This window comes from Streptomyces sp. NPDC043746, from assembly GCF_056436485.1.
The window spans coordinates 21023-40228 of record NZ_JBWKCM010000026.1; the positions used below are offsets into that span (position 1 = coordinate 21023).

13 protein-coding genes are annotated in these 19206 nt (G+C 72.5%); 11 read left to right on the forward strand and 2 right to left on the reverse strand.

Features of this window, described 5'->3' with window-relative positions; translation table 11 throughout:
- Positions 1-45: 45 nt before the first annotated feature.
- The 6 genes from AC0682_RS24620 (at position 46) to AC0682_RS24645 (ending at position 6918) form a co-directional block, all read left to right on the forward strand.
- On the forward strand, positions 46-1197 hold the full coding sequence (locus AC0682_RS24620; RefSeq protein ID WP_254811567.1) for an ABC transporter ATP-binding protein: 1152 nt from the start codon (positions 46-48) through the stop codon (positions 1195-1197).
- Positions 1194-2129: an ABC transporter permease gene (locus tag AC0682_RS24625; protein WP_478535142.1), complete on the forward strand. Its 936-nt coding sequence runs from the start codon at positions 1194-1196 to the stop codon at positions 2127-2129. Before AC0682_RS24620 ends, AC0682_RS24625 begins: the two co-directional genes overlap by 4 nt.
- Positions 2129-2932 carry an ABC transporter permease gene (locus AC0682_RS24630; protein WP_018488750.1) on the forward strand — a complete coding sequence of 268 codons (804 nt, stop codon included), beginning with the start codon at positions 2129-2131 and terminating at the stop codon, positions 2930-2932. Before AC0682_RS24625 ends, AC0682_RS24630 begins: the two co-directional genes overlap by 1 nt.
- A 24-nt stretch (positions 2933-2956) precedes the next feature.
- Complete coding sequence (locus AC0682_RS24635) at positions 2957-4372, forward strand: NAD(P)/FAD-dependent oxidoreductase (RefSeq protein WP_478535143.1); 1416 nt, start codon at positions 2957-2959, stop codon at positions 4370-4372.
- Positions 4373-4509: 137 nt separating this feature from the next.
- Entirely contained in the window at positions 4510-5013 is a 504-nt protein-coding gene (locus AC0682_RS24640) for a hypothetical protein (protein ID WP_478535144.1), read from the forward strand.
- An 87-nt stretch (positions 5014-5100) separates the two neighbouring features.
- A complete protein-coding gene (locus AC0682_RS24645; RefSeq protein WP_478535145.1) occupies positions 5101-6918 on the forward strand; it encodes a chitinase in 1818 nt (605 codons plus the stop codon).
- A 104-nt stretch (positions 6919-7022) separates the two neighbouring features.
- Here the strand turns inward: AC0682_RS24645 and AC0682_RS24650 are convergent, their stop codons facing one another.
- Together AC0682_RS24650 and gabT are read right to left on the reverse strand one after the other, a co-directional pair.
- Positions 7023-7829, reverse strand: a complete 807-nt coding sequence (locus tag AC0682_RS24650; RefSeq protein ID WP_478535146.1) for a phosphatase PAP2 family protein — start codon at positions 7827-7829, stop codon at positions 7023-7025.
- A 148-nt stretch (positions 7830-7977) separates the two neighbouring features.
- A complete protein-coding gene (gene gabT / locus AC0682_RS24655; protein ID WP_478535147.1) occupies positions 7978-9318 on the reverse strand; it encodes a 4-aminobutyrate--2-oxoglutarate transaminase in 1341 nt (446 codons plus the stop codon).
- A gap of 281 nt (positions 9319-9599) precedes the next feature.
- On the opposite strand from gabT, the gene AC0682_RS24660 reads away from it, so the two are divergent.
- The 5 genes from AC0682_RS24660 to AC0682_RS24680 all read left to right on the forward strand — a co-directional run bounded on the left by AC0682_RS24660 (position 9600) and on the right by AC0682_RS24680 (position 19158).
- Entirely contained in the window at positions 9600-12122 is a 2523-nt protein-coding gene (locus AC0682_RS24660) for an ATP/GTP-binding protein (protein WP_478535148.1), read from the forward strand.
- Positions 12123-12362: 240 nt separating this feature from the next.
- Complete coding sequence (locus AC0682_RS24665; protein ID WP_478535149.1) at positions 12363-13937, forward strand: PucR family transcriptional regulator; 1575 nt, start codon at positions 12363-12365, stop codon at positions 13935-13937.
- Positions 13938-14112: 175 nt separating this feature from the next.
- Positions 14113-15558, forward strand: a complete 1446-nt coding sequence (locus AC0682_RS24670; RefSeq protein WP_478535150.1) for an aldehyde dehydrogenase family protein — start codon at positions 14113-14115, stop codon at positions 15556-15558.
- Between the two features lie 192 nt (positions 15559-15750).
- Positions 15751-16818, forward strand: a complete 1068-nt coding sequence (locus tag AC0682_RS24675; protein ID WP_478535151.1) for a hypothetical protein — start codon at positions 15751-15753, stop codon at positions 16816-16818.
- Between the two features lie 384 nt (positions 16819-17202).
- On the forward strand, positions 17203-19158 hold the full coding sequence (locus AC0682_RS24680) for an acyl-CoA dehydrogenase family protein (RefSeq protein WP_478535152.1): 1956 nt from the start codon (positions 17203-17205) through the stop codon (positions 19156-19158).
- Positions 19159-19206: the final 48 nt, after the last annotated feature.

Consider the following 19206-nt stretch of genomic DNA (forward strand, 5'->3'; position numbering starts at 1 on the left):
TCACCCCCTTCCTCACCTCCCCCGAACACACTGGGACCGCGACCCATGACACAGCAGCAGGCCGCCGGCGGCGATGTCCGCCTCGCCGGTATCAGCAAGACCTACGGCTCCTTCACCGCCGTGCACCCGCTCGACCTGACCGTCCCCCAGGGCTCCTTCTTCGCCCTGCTCGGCGCATCCGGCTGCGGCAAGACCACCACCCTGCGGATGATCGCGGGGCTGGAGGAGGCCACCACCGGCACGGTGCTCCTCGGGGAGAAGGACATCACCGACCTGCCCCCGTACAAGCGGCCGGTCAACACCGTCTTCCAGAGCTACGCCCTCTTCCCGCACCTGGACATCGCCGAGAACGTGGCCTTCGGGCTCCGCAGGCGCGGCATCAAGTCGGTGAAGAAGCAGGTCGACGAGATGCTGGAGCTCGTCCAGCTCGGGGACTTCGCCCGCCGCAAACCGCACCAGCTCTCCGGCGGCCAGCAGCAGCGCGTCGCCGTCGCCCGCGCGCTCATCAACCACCCCCAGGTCCTGCTGCTCGACGAGCCGCTCGGCGCCCTCGACCTCAAGCTCCGCCGCCAGATGCAGCTGGAGCTGAAGCGCATCCAGACCGAGGTCGGCATCACCTTCGTCCACGTCACCCACGACCAGGAGGAGGCCATGACCATGGCCGACACCGTCGCGGTGATGAACGGCGGCCGGGTCGAACAGCTCGGCGCCCCCGCCGACCTCTACGAGAACCCCCGCACCACCTTCGTCGCCAACTTCCTCGGCACATCCAACCTCATCGAGGGCGAGATCGTCTCCACCGGAAGCGACCTGGTCGTGGCGGCCGGGGGCGGCAAGCTCACGCTGCCCCGCGAGCGGTGTTCGGCCCCCACCAGCAGCGGCGGCCGACTCCTCCTCGGCATCCGGCCCGAGAAGATATCCCTCGCCCACGCGGACGACGCCGACACCGTCGCCGCGGGCCGCAACCGGGTCACCGGCCGCATCACCGACTCCAGCTTCATCGGCGTCTCCACGCAGTACGTCGTCGAGAGCCCGGCCGGAACGGCGCTTCAGGTGTACGAGCAGAACATCGAGCGCGATACGCGCCTGGTCCCCGGCGCCGAGGTCGTCCTCCACTGGAACCCGGCCCACACCTTCGGCCTCGACGCCGCCCAGGACATCGACGCGGGCGCCACCAGTGTGGAGGACGCGGAGTGAGCGCCACCGAGGCGCCGCCCGCGCCGACCCCTGAGGGACCCCGGGAGCTGACGCTCCGCAAGCCCTCCACCCGCAAACGGCTCGTCCCCTACTGGCTGCTGCTCCCCGGCATCCTCTGGCTGCTCGTCTTCTTCGCCCTGCCACTGGTCTACCAGGCCTCCACCTCCGTACAGACCGGCTCCCTGGAGCAGGGCTTCGAGGTGACCTGGCACTTCCAGACGTACGTGGACGCGCTGCGCGAGTACTACCCGCAGTTCATCCGGTCCCTGCTGTACGCGGGCACCGCCACGCTCCTCTGCCTGCTGCTCGGCTACCCGCTGGCCTATCTCATCGCCTTCAAGGCGGGCCGCTGGCGCAACCTGGTGCTGGTGCTGGTCATCGCCCCGTTCTTCACCAGCTTCCTCATCCGTACGCTGGCCTGGAAGACGATCCTCGCCGACGGCGGCGCGGTCGTGGACGTGCTCAACACCCTGCACGTCCTGGACGTGACCAGCTGGCTCGGCTGGACCGAGTCCAGCCGGGTCCTCGCCACGCCCATGGCGGTCGTCTGCGGTCTGACGTACAACTTCCTGCCGTTCATGATCCTGCCGCTCTACACCTCGCTGGAGCGGATCGACGGCCGGCTGCACGAGGCGGCGGGCGACCTCTACGCCACCCCCGCCACCACCTTCCGGAAGGTGACGTTCCCGCTCTCCATGCCCGGCGTCGTCTCCGGCACCCTGCTGACCTTCATCCCGGCCAGCGGCGACTACGTCAACGCCGAACTGCTGGGCTCCACCGACACCAAGATGGTCGGCAGCGTCATCCAGAGCCAGTTCCTGCGGGTCCTGGACTATCCGACGGCAGCCGCGCTCTCGTTCATCCTCATGGCGATCGTCCTGCTGATGGTCACCTTCTACATCCGCCGCTCCGGGACGGAGGACCTGGTCTGATGCCCGTACTGCGCTGGATACGCCGGAACCTGGTCGTCATCGCGGGTCTGCTGACCCTCGCGTACATGATCCTGCCGAACATCGTCGTGATGGTGTTCTCGTTCAACAAGCCCAACGGGCGGTTCAACTACGAGTGGCAGCGGTTCTCGCTGGACGCCTGGAAGGACCCCTGCGGGGTCGCGGACCTCTGCGGCTCGCTCTCGCTCTCCCTCCAGATCGCCTTCTGGGCCACCCTGGGTGCCACCGCGCTCGGCACGGCGGTCGCCTTCGCGCTGGTCCGCTACCGCTTCCGGGCGCGCGGCGCGATCAGCTCGCTGATCTTCCTGCCGATGGCGATGCCCGAGGTCGTCATGGCCGCCTCGCTGCTCACCCTCTTCCTCAACATGGGCGCCCAGCTGGGCTTCTGGACCGTGCTGATCGCGCACATCATGTTCTGCCTCAGCTTCGTGGTGACCGCCGTCAAGGCGCGGGTGATGTCGATGGACCCGCGGCTGGAGGAAGCCGCCCGCGACCTGTACGCGGGACCCGTACAGACTTTTGTCCGGGTGACCCTTCCGATTGCCGCCCCCGGAATCGCGGCGGGTGCGCTGCTCGCCTTCGCGCTCTCCTTCGACGATTTCATCATCACGAATTTCAACGCGGGCTCCACCGTCACCTTCCCCATGTTCGTCTGGGGCTCGGCACAGCGCGGCACGCCCGTCCAGATCAACGTCATCGGCACCGCCATGTTCATCATTGCGGTCATGGTGGTGCTCGTCGGCCAGCTCATCGCGAGCCGCCGGAAGAGCAGTGCACGGAACTGAACATCCCTGAAGGAGTTGGAAACCATGGCCCCAGCTGCCATGCGTATCGCTGCACAATCCCTCTCCGGCGCCAAGCCGGTCTCCTACTGGCTCGACGACCCGGAGAAGCCCGCCGCGCTCCCCGCCCTCACCGGCGACGAGCACACCGACCTCCTGGTCGTCGGCGGCGGCTACAGCGGACTGTGGACCGCGCTCATCGCCAAGGAGCGCGAGCCGGAGCGGGACGTCGTCCTCATCGAGGGGCACGAGGTGGGCTGGGCCGCCTCGGGCCGCAACGGCGGCTTCTGCGCCGCCTCCCTCACCCACGGCCTGGCCAACGGCGTGGAGCGGTGGCCTGACGAGATCGGCAGGCTGGAGGAGCTGGGGGCGCGGAACCTCGACGCCATCGAGGGAGCCGTCGCCCGCTACGGCATCGACTGCGAGTTCGAGCGGACCGGCGAGATCGATGTCGCCACCGAGCCCTACCAGCTCGAAGAGCTGCGGGAATGGCATCAGGAGATCGTCGCGCTCGGCATCACGGGCGTGGACTTCCTGGACCGCGACGCCCTGCGCGCCGAGGTCGACTCGCCCACCTTCCTCGGCGGCCTCTGGGACCGGCGCGGGGTGGCGATGCTGCACCCGGCCAAGCTCGCCTGGGGCCTGAAGCGGGCCTGCCGGGAGCTGGGCGTACGGATCTACGAGGGCACCCGGGGCCTGGACCTGGTCCGCTCCGGCGAGGGGATGGCGGTGCGGACACCGTACGGGCGGATCTTCGCCCGCCGGGTCGCGCTCGGCACCAACATCTTCCCCTCACTCGTCAAGCGGATCCGCCCGTACACCGTGCCGGTCTACGACTACGCGCTGATGACCGAGCCGCTCACCCCCGAGCAGCTGGAATCCATCGGCTGGAAGGGCCGCCAGGGACTCGGTGACAGCGCCAATCAGTTCCATTACTTCCGGCTCTCCGCCGACAACCGGATCCTGTGGGGCGGCTACGACGCGATCTATCCGTACGGCGGAAAGCTCAGCGCCGATCTGGACCAGCGTCCGGAGACGTTCCTGAAGCTCGCCGGGCAGTTCTTCGACTGTTTTCCGCAGCTTTCCGGGGTGAATTTCTCGCACGCCTGGGGCGGCGCGATCGACACCTGTTCCCGCTTCACCGCGTTCTTCGGCACGGCCCATCAGGGGCGGGTCGCGTACGCCGCCGGATATACGGGTCTCGGCGTCGGATCGACGCGTTTCGGGGCCGATGTGATGCTCGATCTGCTCGCCGGTGAGGAGACCGAGCGGACCCGCCTCGACATGGTCCGCTCGAAGCCGATGCCGTTCCCGCCGGAGCCGTTCGCCTGGGCGGGGATCGAGATCACCCGGCGGTCGCTCGCCCGCGCCGACGCCCGCGGGGGGCGGCGCAACCTGTGGCTGAAGACCATGGACAAGCTGGGGCTCGGCTTCGACAGCTGACACCCTGTCCAACAGTGTGACCCGGTTCACTGCCGACAAGTAGCCCGAACCCGCGTCATAGTTGCCGCCCGACGCTCTCTCGCACGTGAACGCACCGGCGGCACCCTGCCGGTGCCCACGTCAACGGGAGGCAGGTCATGACTGGCTCGGAGACCAGGGCCGCGGTCGAGTGGCTCACATCGGTGGCACCGGATCCGGCCGCCTGCCGGTGGGAGTGGGGGCGCGATCCGCAGGGGATCGCGCTCCTTCCCGCCGGCAAGCGCTGGGACGTGCTGATCCTGCCGGGGGAGCTGGGATATCCGACGCTGGACGTGCTCACCCGTCTCGTCGACCGGCCGGGCCCGGTCCTCGCCGACTTCGGTGAGTCCCGCATGGGCTTCTTCGTCCCGCCCGGCACCGCGTCCCGCTGGCTCGGCACCGGCATCCGGGGCGCGGGCCCCGGCACCTGGATCGTCGTCCCGCACCCGGGCCGGGCGGCAGGGGGAGTGCGCTGGCTGATTCCGCCGGACGGGTCGGGGACCCTCACGGACGCCGGGCTGCTGGAGCTGGCGATGCACGAGGCGGCCGGGGCCGCGGCGGGGCGGCAGGGCCGCGGAGGCGGGTGGCCTCCGGCGGCCCGGAGCGACCGCGAGGAGGAGTGACCGGCTGTCAGAGGTCTTGACAACCTGATTGGTCTGGACCATGTTGTGCGCACGCCACACCCCATTCCCCCCTGCACGGAGGCTGTTGTGGGACGCACCGGACCAACCGTCAGATTCTCCGGACTTCTGGCCACCTGTACGGCCGCGGTGCTCGCCGCCGGTGCCCTGGTCGCCACGGCACCGGCAGCGAGCGCGGCCGATGTGGACGTGGTCCGCAACGGCGGCTTCGAGGCGGGCCTCGACGGCTGGAGCTGCACCGCCGCCAGCGGGGCCGCGGTCTCCACCCCCGTACGCAGCGGCACGGCGGCCCTCAAGGCGACCCCGGCGGGCAGCGACAACGCCCGGTGCTCCCAGAGCGTCACGGTGAAGCCCAACTCCCGTTACACGCTGAGCGCCTGGGTGCAGGGCAGCCACGTCTACCTCGGCGCCACCGGCACCGGCACCACCGATGTCTCCACCTGGACCCAGTCCTCCGGCGCCTGGAAGCAGCTCACCACCAGCTTCACCACGGGCCCCAACACCACCTCCGTCAGCGTCTACACCCACGGCTGGTACGGCACCCCCGCCCACTACGTCGACGACCTCACCCTCGTCGGCCCCGGCGGCGACCCCGTGGTCGTCCCGGCCGCCCCCGCGGGCCTGCGGACCACCGCGCTCACCTCCTCCTCGGTCGCCCTCTCCTGGAACGCCGTCCCCGGCGCCACCGGATACCACGTCTACCGAGGCGGTACGAGGGCGGCCTCGGTCACCGGGAACGCCGCCACCGTGACCGGGCTGACCCCCTCCACCGCGTACACCTTCCAGGTCACCGCCACCAACGCGGCCGGTGAGTCCGCGAAGTCGGCCGCTCTCGCCGTGACCACCACCGAGGGCGGCGGCGACGGCAGGCTGCCCGCGCGGGCGCTCGTCGGCTACCTCCACTCCAGCTTCGCCAACGGCTCCGGCTACACCCGCATGGCGGACGTGCCCGACTCCTGGGACGTCATCAACCTCGCGTTCGGTGAGCCCACCACCGTCACCTCCGGCGACATCCGCTTCTCGCTCTGCCCGGTCACCGAGTGCCCGAACGTCGAGTCCGAGGCGGACTTCAAGGCCGCGATCAAGGCCAAGCAGGCCGCGGGCAAGAAGGTCCTGATCTCCATCGGCGGCCAGAACGGCCAGGTGCGGCTCGCCTCCACCGCCGCCCGGGACGCCTTCGTCACCTCGGTCTCGAAGATCATCGACACCTACGGACTCGACGGCCTGGACATCGACTTCGAGGGCAACTCGCTCTCCCTGAACACCGGGGACACCGATTTCCGCGCCCCGACCTCGCCGGTGATCGTCAACCTGATCTCGGCGGTGAAGACCCTCAAGGCGAAGTACGGCTCCGACTTCATCCTGACGATGGCGCCCGAGACCTTCTTCGTCCAGCTGGGCTACCAGTTCTACGGCTCCGGCCCCTGGGGCGGCCAGGACCCGCGCGCCGGCGCGTACCTCCCGGTCATCCACGCCCTGCGTGACGACCTGACCCTGCTGCACGTCCAGGACTACAACTCGGGCCCGATCATGGGGCTGGACAACCGGTACCACTCGATGGGAGGCGCGGACTTCCACATCGCGATGACCGACATGCTGCTCGCCGGCTTCCCGGTGGCGGGCGACACCAGCCGCGTCTTCCCGGGCCTCCGTCCCGACCAGGTCGCCATCGGCCTCCCGGCCTCCACCCACGCGGGCAACGGCCACACCTCACCGGCCGACGTCAACAAGGCGCTCGACTGCCTGATCAAGAAGACCGGCTGCGGCTCCTACCAGACCCACGGCACCTGGGCGGACCTGCGCGGCCTGATGGCCTGGTCGATCAACTGGGACCGGTTCAACAACGGAGAGTTCTCCCGCAACTTCGACACCTACTTCGGCCGCTGACCGACCGGCGTACGGCCGACCGCACCCGGCCGTACGCCCACCAGACCGATGCCCGTCGCCGGGGTGAAGAGGACCGCGGCGCCGGGCATCACCCATGTCCCAGCTCAGGACCTGCGGCTTCGGGCCCGTCGGACCGCCCACCACAGCGGCGCCAGCAGCACCGGCCCCAGGCACCAGCTCGCCAGCACGTCCAGGGGCCAGTGGTAGCCGTGCAGCACCAGTCCGACGCCCGTCGCCGCGGTCAGCAGCACCGCGGCGACGGGCGGCATCCATGCGCGCAGCCACGCCGGGCGGGGGAGGGCGAGGAGGAGCAGGGCGCACGCCCCGTACGCCACCGCCGCCGTCGCCGTATGGCCCGAGGGGTAGTAGTTGACGGCCTCGGTCAGCGGGCCCTGCCGGGCGGTGGCCACCTTCAGCGGGACCACCAGGGCGGGCACGGCCGCCATGGTGAGGGCCGCGTACACCGGCAGCCGCCGGGCTCCGCGCCACAGCGCGTACACGATCGCGCAGACCAGCACCGGGAGCGCCACCGGCACCCCGCCGAGGTCGGAGAAGAGCTGGGTCAGGGCGGCGGGCCCCCGCCCGAACAGGCTCTCGCCGACGCGTTCGTCCAGCCGGACCAGCGGGCCGCCGACCGCCACCTGCCAGGTGATCAGCCCGAACAGGGCCACCAGCGGGGCGAGGAGAAGAAAGGCCGGCCACCCGGGAACAGGGGGGGTTGTTCCGGGATGGCCGGCGGGACCGGGTCGCCGCGCGCCCCGGGGGGTGTGGGGCGGGCGGCCGTCCGATCGGTGAGGAACCCCGGAGCCGGAGGCTCCGGTGCCGTGCGCAGAGGCACGCCCGGGACGGTGCCGGGGAAGCTCCGGCCCGGAATCCCCCGCGGTCTCCCGCGGGCGATGTGTTTCTCTCATCTGCGGAAACCGTACGGCAGTGAGGGGGCGGCCGACAGTCGCAGCCGCCACCCGCCATCGCCCCCGCACACCTTCTTCACAGGCCCTCACCCGGACGCCGTGCGGCAGCGGCGCGGGGCCGCGGCCGTACGCGCCCGGGTTCGAGGAATCAGAGCGTGCCGAACGCCTGCTCGATGACGTCCAGGCCCTCGCCCAGCAGGTCCTCGCCGATCACCAGCGGCGGCAGGAAGCGCAGCACGTTGCCGTAGGTGCCACAGGTCAGGACCATGACGCCCTCGGCGTGGCAGGCCTTGGCGAGCGCGCCGGCCGCCTCCGGGTTCGGGTCCTTCGTGCCGGACTTCACCAGCTCGATCGCGATCATCGCGCCACGGCCCCGGATGTCGCCGATGATGTCGCCGTTCGGGAGCTTCGCCCGCATCTCGGCGAGGCGGCCCTTCATGACCTCCTCGATCCGCTTGGCCTTCCCGTTCAGGTCCAGCTCGCGCATCGTCTCGATGGCGCCGAGCGCACCGGCGCAGGCGACCGGGTTGCCCCCGTACGTACCGCCCAGACCGCCCGCGTGCGCGGCGTCCATGATCTCGGCGCGGCCGGTCACGGCGGAGAGCGGCAGACCGCCCGCGATGCCCTTGGCGGTGGTGATCAGGTCCGGGACGATGCCCTCGTCCTCGCAGGCGAACCACTGGCCGGTGCGGCAGAAGCCGGACTGGATCTCGTCCGCGACGAAGACGATGCCGTTCTCCTTGGCGAACTGCGCGATCGCCGGGAGGAAGCCCTTGGCCGGCTCGATGAAGCCGCCCTCGCCGAGGACCGGCTCGATGATGATCGCGGCGACGTTCTCCGCCCCGATCTGCTTGGTGATCTCGTCGATGGCCTGGGCCGACGCCTCGGCGCCGGCGTTCTCGGCGCCGGTCGGCCAGCGGTAGCCGTAGGCGACCGGGACGCGGTAGACCTCGGGGGCGAACGGACCGAAGCCCTGCTTGTACGGCATGTTCTTCGCCGTCAGCGCCATCGTGAGGTTCGTCCGGCCGTGGTAGCCGTGGTCGAAGACGACGACGGCGGTGCGCTTGGTGTAGGCGCGGGCGATCTTCACCGCGTTCTCGACGGCCTCCGCGCCCGAGTTGAACAGCGCCGACTTCTTCGCGTGGTCGCCCGGCGTCAGCTCGGCCAGCTGCTCGCAGACCTCGACGTACCCCTCGTACGGCGTGACCATGAAACAGGTGTGGGTGAAGTCCGCGAGCTGCGCGGAGGCACGGCGTACGACGGCCTCGGCGGAGGCGCCGACCGAGGTCACGGCGATGCCGGAGCCGAAGTCGATCAGCCGGTTGCCGTCCACGTCCTCGATGATCCCGCCGCCCGCGCGGGCGGTGAAGACCGGCAGGGTGGAGCCCACACCTGCGGCGACGGCCGCGACACGGCGAGCCTGGAGCTCGGCCGACTTCGGGCCGGGGATGGCAGTGACGACGCGGCGCTCCTGCGGAATGGCGGTCATGAGGGGCTCCTGGGGGTGTTTCGGACGCTCTTGTTTTCTGCAGGCTAGGGGCGGGGGAGGGGACCAGGCATGCTCCGATCGGGAGTGGTGCGCACGTGTCGTTGTCCGCGGCGGACAGGACGGCGGCCCGGACCCCGCCGACCTGGCGCGATGCGGGTGCGGGGGCCGGCCGGGACGGCTCGGGACGGTCACTCTTCGGGCGGGTTGCTGAACTCCCCGTGCGCGCGCACTAGATTGACCGGGGCAGCGGACGGACCGGCAGGTCAAGGGGGCAGTGGTTCATGGACGACGAGGGCGCGCGGGGCGTACGGGACACGGGCGCGGACAGGGCGCCTCGCCCGGCGGTGCCACCACCGCCGACGGGGGAGCCTCGGGCGGGACGGCCCGCGTCCGGGGAGCCGTGGGACCGGACGCCCGACGGCCCGCCCCCGGCGCCGTCTCCCGGCCGGCCCCCGGCACCGCGGCCCGCGAAGCCCTCCGCGTGGACCTCCCCTCCGCTCCCGCCCGGACCGCCCCCCGCCCGACCGGCCGCCCCGCCTCCCCCCGTCGAACAGCCGACGGCCGGGGCCCCCGCCCTCGACGTCTGGCTGCGGACGCCCCGCCCCCGCGAGGCCCCGGGCGTCTGGCGGTTCGGGTTCACTCCTCGCCCGCCCGAGCAGGGGGAGGAGGTCTCCGACCGGTCGCTCGTCGTGGGCGCCCTCATCGCCCTGCTCTCCGCCCTCCTCCTCTGGTCGCTCTGGCGCAACGGCTACCTCCCGTACCGGCTCGTCCCGCTCAAGCTCTTCACCCCGGGCGAGTGGTGGTATCCGGGCGCATCCGGCGGCCCCCGCACCGTCGAGGGCTCCGACGCCCTCACCGTGTACGGGGCCCTCCTCTTCGGGCTCCTCGCCTACGGCTGCGGCCGGATCGGCAACTTCTCCGAGCTGTTCCGCCGCCATGTCGTCAACCGCGGGCAGCCCTTCCTCGCCCTCGCGGCGGCCGTGGCGGCGGGCCTCACCCAGCTGCTCGTCTGGAACGAGACCCTGCCGGTCGTCCGCCCGGCCCTGGTCCTCGTCGCCGCCGTCGCGGGCGGCGAGATCTACCAGAGCCAGACCGTCGTCAACATCATCTACGGCCTGATCGCCGCCGCCGTCCTCTGGCCCTTCGCCCGCCTCGGCCACTGGCGCGAGCTCATCGCCGCCCGCAGGGGGACCGGCACCCCGGCCCCTGCCGACGACCCGGCCCCCGCCACCGCGACCTCCGCCGACCGCTGGCCCGAACTGCGCGCGGCCGGCTGGACCGACGCGGCCGACACCCTCACCGCCGAGGTCCGCACCGGCCGGATGAACGACGTGGACGTGGCCCGCCTCCGCCACGCCTGGGCGCAGGCCACCCGCAGCCCCGACCGGCTCGCCCCCCTGGCCGAGGCCGTCCTGCGTACCGGGGGAGCCGCCGCCCTGCACCCCTCGGGCCGGCGCGACCTGCCCCGCCGTACCGCCCGCCACGACGTGCTCACCGGCCAGGTCCGCATCGGGCGCTGCGCCGAGGACCCGCACAACCCCTACGCCCGCCGCTCCACCGGCCTCGCCCTGGACCCCACCCTGCTCGGCACCTCGCTGCTGGCCGTCGGACCGCCCGGCTCCGGCAAGTCCGACCGGCTGGTGCGCCCCGTCGTCGAGGCCCTCGGGCTGCGCGCCCTGGCCGGACAGGCGGCCGTCCTCGCCGTCGGCGGCGCGGGGGCGCCGCTCGGCCCGGACGAGGCCTTCGACGTCGTCGTCCGCGTCGGCAACCCCGCCTCCGCCCACGACCTGGACCTCTACGGCGGCACCACCGACCCCGACGAGGCCGCCGCCGTGCTCGCGGAAGGGCTCGTCGGAGACGTCGGCAGCCTGGACAGCCGCCGCGCCGCCACCGTCCTCGCCCAGCTGCTCGGCCCCTACCGGGCGGCCCACGGCCACTTCCCCTCCGTACCGGAGCTGCGGGAACTCCTGGACGGAACCCCGGCCGCCCTCGCCGCGCTCCGCGCCACCCTCGAAGCCGCCGGGCACCACGCGATGCTCCGCGAGCTGGAGGCCAGGGCCCGGCAGGCGGGCGGCCCCGGCGACCCGGCGCCCGTGCTCGCGGACCGGGTCGCCCTGCTGGACCGGCCCGCGTTCGCCGGGTTCTTCGCCACCGGCCCCGACTCCCGCCCCTTCGAACTGCGCTCGCTCGGCCGATACCCGCTGCGGGTCCGCGTCGACCTGCCCGAGCGCGGCCACGCGGAGGCCTGCCGCCTCCTCACCCGGCTGCTCCTCGCCCAGTTCACCGCGATCACGGCGGCCCGGACCGACACCACGCTCTTCGCGGGGCTGGTGCTGGACGACGCGACCCACGCGGTGACCGCCGAGACCGTACGCGGCATCCGCCGACTGCGTTCGGTCAACGCGGGCGCCGTCCTCACCCTCCGTACCGTCGACGACGTCCCCGAGGCCCTGCACACCCCGCTGCTCGGCGCGGTCGGCTGCACGGCCGCCTTCTCCGGCATCACCACCTGGGACGGCAAGCGGTTCGCGGAGGCCTGGGGCAAGGAGTGGGTGGAGACGCGCGAGGTCGCTCAGCACACCGTCTTCGCGGACCAGCCCTTCACCCGCGCCCTGCACGCACTGCGCAAGCTCGTCACGGGGAAGGCGGTGACCACGGACGCGGTGACCGTACGGCAGGTGGAGAAGGAGCGCTGGTCGGCCTCCGAGCTGGCGTACGCGGTCCCCGCCGGGCACGCGGTGATCCGGCTGACGACGGTGGAGGGCGAGCACGCGCCACCGCTGCTGGTGGAGCTGGGCGGCTGACAAGGGCCTCCTGCGTCGACGGGGACCGCTGAGAGCGGTTACCGGAACTCTGCCGCCCTGGCAGAATCGGTGGCAGCCGTTCATACGGGACGGCGAAATGCCCGACGGCTGCGTCAGGCATCTCCGCTCCCGGCACACACCACCGACCGCACGCAGAACCACCACCGCCAAGCCCACCGCACACCCGGCCGGCGAACCCCCTCGCCGGCCGGGCGCCACCGACACCGAGGGTCCCGGTCCATGCCCCCCACACTCGCCTCGCTCGTCCAGCACTCGGCGCTCAAGCTCACGGTGCGGGCCGGGGCGGACCGGTTGGACACCCCGGTGCGCTGGGCCCACGCCAGCGAGCTGGCCGACCCCGTCCCGTACATGGACGGCGGCGAACTGCTCCTGGTGACCGCCACCAACCTGGACGCCGAGAACGCCGAGTCGATGCGGCGGTACGTGCGGCGGCTGGCCGGGGCCGGGGTCGCGGGGGTCGGCTTCGGGGTCGGCGTGAACTACGACGACATCCCGCACGCACTCGTCGAGGCCGCAGAGGAAGCGGGCCTCCCACTCCTCGAAGTGCCCCGCCGCACCCCGTTCCTCGCCATCAGCAAGGCCGTCTCCGCAGCCATCGCCGCCGACCAGTACCGCGCGGTGACCGCCGGTTTCGAGGCCCAGCGCGAGCTGACGAAGGCCGCGCTCGCCGGGGACGGCCCCGCCGATCTCCTCGCCCGTCTCGCCGCGCACGTCGACGGGTGGGCCGCGCTGTACGACACCTCCGGCGCCGTCCTCGCCGCCGCCCCCGACTGGGCGTCCCGCCGCGCCGCCCGCCTCACCCCGGACGTCCAGCGGCTGCGGGACCGCCCGGCCCCGGCCAGCATCGTCGTCGCCGACAGCGAGGACCGGGTCGAACTCCAGTCTCTGGGCACCGGCCGCCGGGCACGCGGCGCCCTGGCCGTCGGTACGGGAGCGGCGCTCGGCACCGCCGAGCGGTACGCCGTCCACTCCGCCGTCGCCCTGCTCACCCTCACCACCGCCCGCTCCCGCTCCCTCCAGGGCGCCGAACAGCGCCTGGGCGCCGCCGTCCTGCGCATGCTGCTGGCCGGCCAGCCCGACCACGCCCGCGCGGTCGCCGGAGACCTGTACGGCGGGCTGCTCGACGCCCCCTTCCGGCTGCTGATCGCGGAGGCCGCCGCGCCGGCCGCGCACGAACTGCTCACCGAGACCATGGAGGCGGCCGCCGCCCGCACCGGCGAGGCGCTGCTCATGGTCCCGGAAGGCGAGCGCGTGGTGGTCCTGGCGGCCGACGGCGGCGCGGCGGTCGCCGCCTGCGCGGCCTACGCCGAGGCCCAGGACGACCGCGCGCCGCGCGAGGGGAGCGCCGAGGACAGCGACGTGATCGTGGGCCTCTCCGCTCCCTGCGGACCGATCGCCGTCTCCGCCGCGTACAAGCAGGCCGAGCAGGCCCTCTCGGTCGCCCGCCGCCGGGGCAGGGCCCTGGTCGAGCACGAGGAGCTGGCCGCCGGCTCGGTGCTCCCGCTCCTGGCGGACGACGCCGTACGGGCCTTCGCCGACGGCATGCTCCGCGCCCTCCACGAGCACGACGCCAAGGGCCGCGGCGACCTCGTGGCCTCCCTGCGCGCCTGGCTCTCCCGGCACGGCCAGTGGGACGCCGCCGCCGCCGACCTCGGCGTCCACCGCCACACCCTGCGCTACCGGATGCGCCGGGTGGAGGAGATCCTGGGCCGCTCGCTGGACGACCCGGACGTGCGGATGGAGCTGTGGCTGGCGCTGAAGGCGACGGAGGCGGCGACGCCGCCGGAAGAGTAGCCCCCGGGGGCGCGCTCCCTGCCAATCCGTAGCAGCGGCGACCCACCCCACTCCACCCCGGCTAAACGCCATCGGGGTCGGCCCGCCCTACCGTGGGACCACTGGGGGAGCCTCCCCGGGCACCCCACGACGTTTGTCCCGACCTCCTCACGACCTCCGAAGGGCCGGAACCTCCATGACTTCGCCCCACGCCTTCTGGGTGGCCGGCCGCCAGGCCACCGGTGCCGACAGCTTCGACGTCACCAACCCGTACGACGGACGGCTCGTCGGCACCGTCAGCGTGCCGACCGACGCCCAGGTGGAGGAGGCCGTCGCCGCCGCCCACGCCGTACGCGACGAGTTCGCGGCGACCCCGGCCCACGTACGGGCGGCCGCGCTCGACCACGTCGTACGGCGGCTGGGGGAGCGCACCGAGGAGATCGCGCAGCTGATCTCGGCGGAGAACGGCAAGCCGATCAAGTGGGCCCGCGGTGAGGTCGGCCGGGCGATCTCGGTGTTCCGGTTCGCAGCCGAGGAGGCCCGCCGCTTCAACGGCGGCGAGGCGCAGCGCCTGGACACCGACCTCGGCGGCACCGGCCGCCTCGGACTGGTCCGCCGCTTCCCGCGCGGGGCGGTCCTCGGCATCGCCCCCTTCAACTTCCCCCTCAACCTCAGCGCCCACAAGGTGGCCCCGGCCATCGCCGTCGGCGCCCCGATCATCCTGAAGCCGGCCCCGGCGACCCCGATCTCCTCCCTGATCCTGGGCGAGCTGCTGGCCGAGACGGACCTCCCGGCGGGCTCCTGGTCCGTCCTGACGGTCCCGAACGACAAGATGCCCGCCCTGGTCCAGGACGAGCGCCTTCCGGTCATCTCCTTCACCGGCTCGGGCCCGGTCGGTTACGCGATCATGGAGTCGGTGCCGCGCAAGCACTGCACCCTGGAGCTGGGCGGCAACGGCGCGGCGGTCGTGCTCGGCGACTACGCCTCGGACGAGGACCTGGACTGGGCGGCGACCCGGATCGCCACCTTCTCCAACTACCAGGGCGGCCAGTCCTGCATCTCGGTGCAGCGGGTCATCGCGGACGCCTCGGTCTACGACCGCCTGGTGCCCAGGATCGTCGCCGCCGTCGAGGCCCTGGTCACCGGCGACCCGGCCGACGCCGCCACCGACGTGGGCCCGCTGGTCAGCGAGGATGCCGCCAAGCGCGTCGAGTCCTGGGTCGACGAGGCGGTCCAGGGCGGCGCCGAACTCCTCACCGGCGGCAAGCGCGACGGCGCCACCTACGCCCCCACGGTCCTCGCGGGCCTCTCCGACGACGTGCAGCTCGCCTGCGAGGAGGTCTTCGGCCCGGTCATGTCCCTCCAGAAGGTCGACGGCGAGGCCGAGGCGTTCGCCGCCGTCAACTCCTCCAAGTACGGCCTCCAGGCAGGCGTCTTCACCCACGACCTCCAGACCGCCTTCCGCGCCCACCGCGCCCTGGAGGTCGGCGGCGTGATCATCGGAGACGTCCCCTCGTACCGCGCCGACCAGATGCCGTACGGCGGCGCCAAGCAGTCCGGCGTCGGCCGCGAGGGCGTCCGCTACGCGATGGACGACTACACCTACGAGCGCGTCCTGGTCCTCACGGGCCTCGCCCTCTAACCCCCCACCGACGCCCCCCGCCCGCCCTTCCGCCCGGACAGCGAGAGCGGGCGGGGACGGCGAACCGAACGGCCGGAGCCCACTGTGCGGGGGCTCCGGCCGTTCGCGCGTAGGGGGTACCGGCCGAACGGACCCCGGTTCTCGCCGTCACCAGCCACGACGGAGAATGCCGGGGTGACAGCAGGAGTGACGGTGGGAAGACGTGGTGCCATGAACCGGGAGGCCGTGGGCAGGGCCGCTTTCGACGCGTGCCTGTACACGCTCCTGGCGGTCTGGCTGCTGGCGCTTCTGATGCCGGACGCGCTGAGTGGGAGAAAGGCGTTCGAAGCGGCTTCCCCCTGTGCCCACCACAGCGGGCGGGAGGACGGCTGCCTGTGGACGGTGGGGGCACGCGTCGAACGGACCGAGCCCCGGAAGGACTGGAAGAAGACGCGCACCTACTGGCTCCACCTCTCCGAGGCGGACGGGAGGACCACGCGCACCCGTCTGGAAGGCAGGCCCTCGGACGCCGACGCGGTACGTGCCGGAACCACGATCGAGGCCACCTACTGGCGGGGGCAGATCCGGTATGTCGACGTGCCGGCCGAGCCCGGGCACCGGTACACGACGGCGGATGTGCGCGACGACTACGAGGAGCCCTGGGTCCTGGGCACCCTTTCCGCCGGTTGGGCTCTGGGCGCCCTGTGGCGGACCTACTGGTGGGGTCGGCACTCCACGGTGTCGCGGAGGGCCTTCCCCTGGCAGGTCACCGTGCCGGTGGGAGGCCTTGCCGCACTCGGCCTCATCTGCGCGTCGGCTACGTTGTTCGCCGCGGGACCTCGTGAGGTCTTCGGCCTGGCCGGGATCGCGGCGATTTCGGTGGCCGTGCTCTGCGCGGCGGCCGCTCGGGTGCTGTCCCGGCGTCAGCGTGGTGACGGCGCTCTCACCCTGCCCCCACGCATACCCGAAGAGGAGCGGGCCTTCCTCGGTTCGGTGTGGGGCGATGCTCTTCGCGGCCATGCGGACGCGGCCGCACTCGTGGTGGGTCCCGGATATCTGGCGTCGGCGGAGGACGAGTTCACCACGGAGGAGCGCCAGGAACTGTGCCCGGACCTGGTCCCGGTACGGCTGCGCCCGCGGTACTGGAGCGACCCCGAGGCCTCGCACCTCGGGGCGGGCACACTGGTTCTCGAGTGCGAGAGCGACGGGGTGCCGGTCCTGATCGCGGCCGGTCGTCGGCACATGGCCTACGTGCTGGGCGCTCTGGAGTCCCGGCGGTGACCCCCCGCGCCGTCCGGGGCCGCCGGGGGCCTGGAGGCGGGTTCGAAGCGGCGACGGCTCCGATGCTCCCGTCACCCGGTCGCCTCGGCTGACGCGGCCGGTGTCCGTCCAGGGCGCGAACTCAGCCGCGTACCGGGAAGCGGGCACCGTCCGCCGGGACGCGAAGCCCGATGGCAGGGTGTCGGCGGCCTGCGGCCTCCAGGGCTCGTGCGGCGCGAACAGGATGCGATCCCCCTCCGTCCCCACCGCCTGCGCGAGGGCTGGTGCGGGTGCCGAAGTGCGGGTAAACGGGTTACATACGGACCAGAGAGCAGCTCAGCCCCTACGGAGTCCGCGCGTCCAAGGGCCCGTCCGTCCTGGTGACGCCCAGCGAGGTGAGGCCCCATGTCCGCACCACACAACACCCCCAAGGCCCCCAAGGCCCCCAAGGTCACCGAGCGTGAGGCGCGCCGGGTCGCGGAGGCCGCCCGGGAGCAGGACTGGCGTAAGCCCAGTTTCGCCAAGGAGCTGTTCCTGGGGCGGTTCCGGCTCGACCTGATCCACCCGCACCCCCTGCCGCCGCCCGACGACATCCGGCGCGGCGAGGAGTTCCTGGCGCGGCTGCGGGCCTTCTGCGAGGCGCATGTCGACGGCGCCCGGATCGAGCGCGAGGCGAAGATCCCCGACGAGGTGGTGGTCGGGCTCAAGCGGCTCGGCGCCCTCGGGATGAAGATCGAGACCAGGTACGGCGGTCTCGGGCTCACCCAGGTGTACTACAACAAGGCGCTCGCCCTGGTCGGCTCGGCGAGCCCCGCCGTCGGGGCGCTGCTCTCGGCGCATCAGTCGATCGGCGTACCGCAGCCACTCAAGATCTTCGGTACCCAGGAGCAGAGGGACGCCTTCCTGCCCCGGCTCGCCACCACCGACATCTCCGCGTTCCTGCTCACCGAGCCCGACGTGGGCTCCGACCCCGCCCGCCTCGCCACCACCGCCGTACCCGACGGGAACGACTACCTCCTGGACGGGGTGAAGCTCTGGACCACGAACGGGGTCGTTGCCGATCTGCTCGTCGTCATGGCCCGGGTTCCCGCGTCCGAGGGGCACCCCGGCGGCATCACCGCCTTCGTCGTCGACGCCGATGCCCCCGGCGTCACCGTGGAGCACCGCAACGCCTTCATGGGGCTCCGCGGCATCGAGAACGGCGTCACCCGCTTCCACCAGGTCAGGGTCCCCGCCGCGCATCGGATCGGGCCCGAGGGCGCCGGGCTGAAGATCGCCCTGACCACCCTCAACACCGGGCGCCTCTCGCTGCCCGCCATGTGTGTGGGCGTGGGCAAGTGGTCTCTGAAGATCGCCCGTGAATGGTCCGCCGTCCGGGAGCAGTGGGGGCGGCCCGTCGCCAAGCACGAGGCGGTCGGCGCGAAGATCTCCTTCATCGCGGCCACCACCTTCGCCCTGGAGGCGATCGTCGACCTCTCCTCGCAGATGGCCGACGAGGACCGCAACGACATCCGTATCGAGGCCGCCCTCGCCAAGCTGTACGGCTCCGAGATGGGCTGGCTCATCGCCGACGAACTGGTCCAGATCCGCGGCGGGCGCGGCTTCGAGACCGCCGAGTCGCTGGCCGCACGAGGCGAGCGGGCCGTCCCGGCCGAACAGATGCTCCGCGACATGCGCATCAACCGGATCTTCGAGGGCTCCACCGAGATCATGCACCTGCTGATCGCCCGCGAGGCCGTCGACGCCCACCTCAAGGTCGCCGGTGACATCATCGACCCCGACAAACCGCTCGCCGACAAGGCCAAGGCCGGTGCCAACGCCGCCGCGTTCTACGCCCGTTGGCTGCCCCAGCTGGTGACCGGGGCCGGGCAGCTGCCGCGTACGTACGGGGAGTTCCATCCGCCCGGCCACCGCGACCTCTCCGGACACCTGCGGTACGTCGAGCGCTCCTCGCGCAAGCTCGCCCGGTCCACCTTCTACGCCATGTCCCGCTGGCAGGGGCGGATGGAGACCAAGCAGGGGTTCCTCGGCCGGGTCGTCGACATCGGCGCCGAACTCTTCGCCATGAGCGCCGCCTGCGTCCGCGCGGAGCATCTGCGCGGCGCGGGGGAGCACGGCCGGGAGGCGTACCAGCTCGCGGACGCCTTCTGCGAGCAGGCCCGCATCCGGGTGGAGGAGCTGTTCGGCCGGCTCTGGTCCAACACCGACGATCTGGACCGACGCGTGGTGGACGGGGTCCTGTCCGGAACGTACGCCTGGCTGGAGGAAGGCGTCATCGACCCCAGCGGCGAGGGCCCCTGGATCGCGGACGCCGCCCCCGGCCCCTCCGCCCGCGACAACCAGCACCGGCCCGTCCGCTGAGCCCGGGGCCGCGCCTCACGGCAGTCCGCGCGCTGAGCCCGGAGCCGT

Excerpts from the sequence above, each read along its gene's own strand:
- AC0682_RS24620 (WP_254811567.1), top strand. The coding sequence starts at position 46 with ATGACACAGCAGCAGGCCGCCGGCGGCGATGTCCGCCTCGCCGGTATC.
- AC0682_RS24630 (WP_018488750.1), top strand. The coding sequence starts at position 2,129 with ATGCCCGTACTGCGCTGGATACGCCGGAACCTGGTCGTCATCGCGGGT.
- AC0682_RS24635 (WP_478535143.1), top strand. The coding sequence starts at position 2,957 with ATGGCCCCAGCTGCCATGCGTATCGCTGCACAATCCCTCTCCGGCGCC.
- AC0682_RS24640 (WP_478535144.1), top strand. The coding sequence starts at position 4,510 with ATGACTGGCTCGGAGACCAGGGCCGCGGTCGAGTGGCTCACATCGGTG.
- AC0682_RS24650 (WP_478535146.1), bottom strand. The coding sequence starts at position 7,829 with ATGAGAGAAACACATCGCCCGCGGGAGACCGCGGGGGATTCCGGGCCG.
- gabT (WP_478535147.1), bottom strand. The coding sequence starts at position 9,318 with ATGACCGCCATTCCGCAGGAGCGCCGCGTCGTCACTGCCATCCCCGGC.
- AC0682_RS24660 (WP_478535148.1), top strand. The coding sequence starts at position 9,600 with ATGGACGACGAGGGCGCGCGGGGCGTACGGGACACGGGCGCGGACAGG.
- AC0682_RS24665 (WP_478535149.1), top strand. The coding sequence starts at position 12,363 with ATGCCCCCCACACTCGCCTCGCTCGTCCAGCACTCGGCGCTCAAGCTC.
- AC0682_RS24670 (WP_478535150.1), top strand. The coding sequence starts at position 14,113 with ATGACTTCGCCCCACGCCTTCTGGGTGGCCGGCCGCCAGGCCACCGGT.
- AC0682_RS24680 (WP_478535152.1), top strand. The coding sequence starts at position 17,203 with ATGTCCGCACCACACAACACCCCCAAGGCCCCCAAGGCCCCCAAGGTC.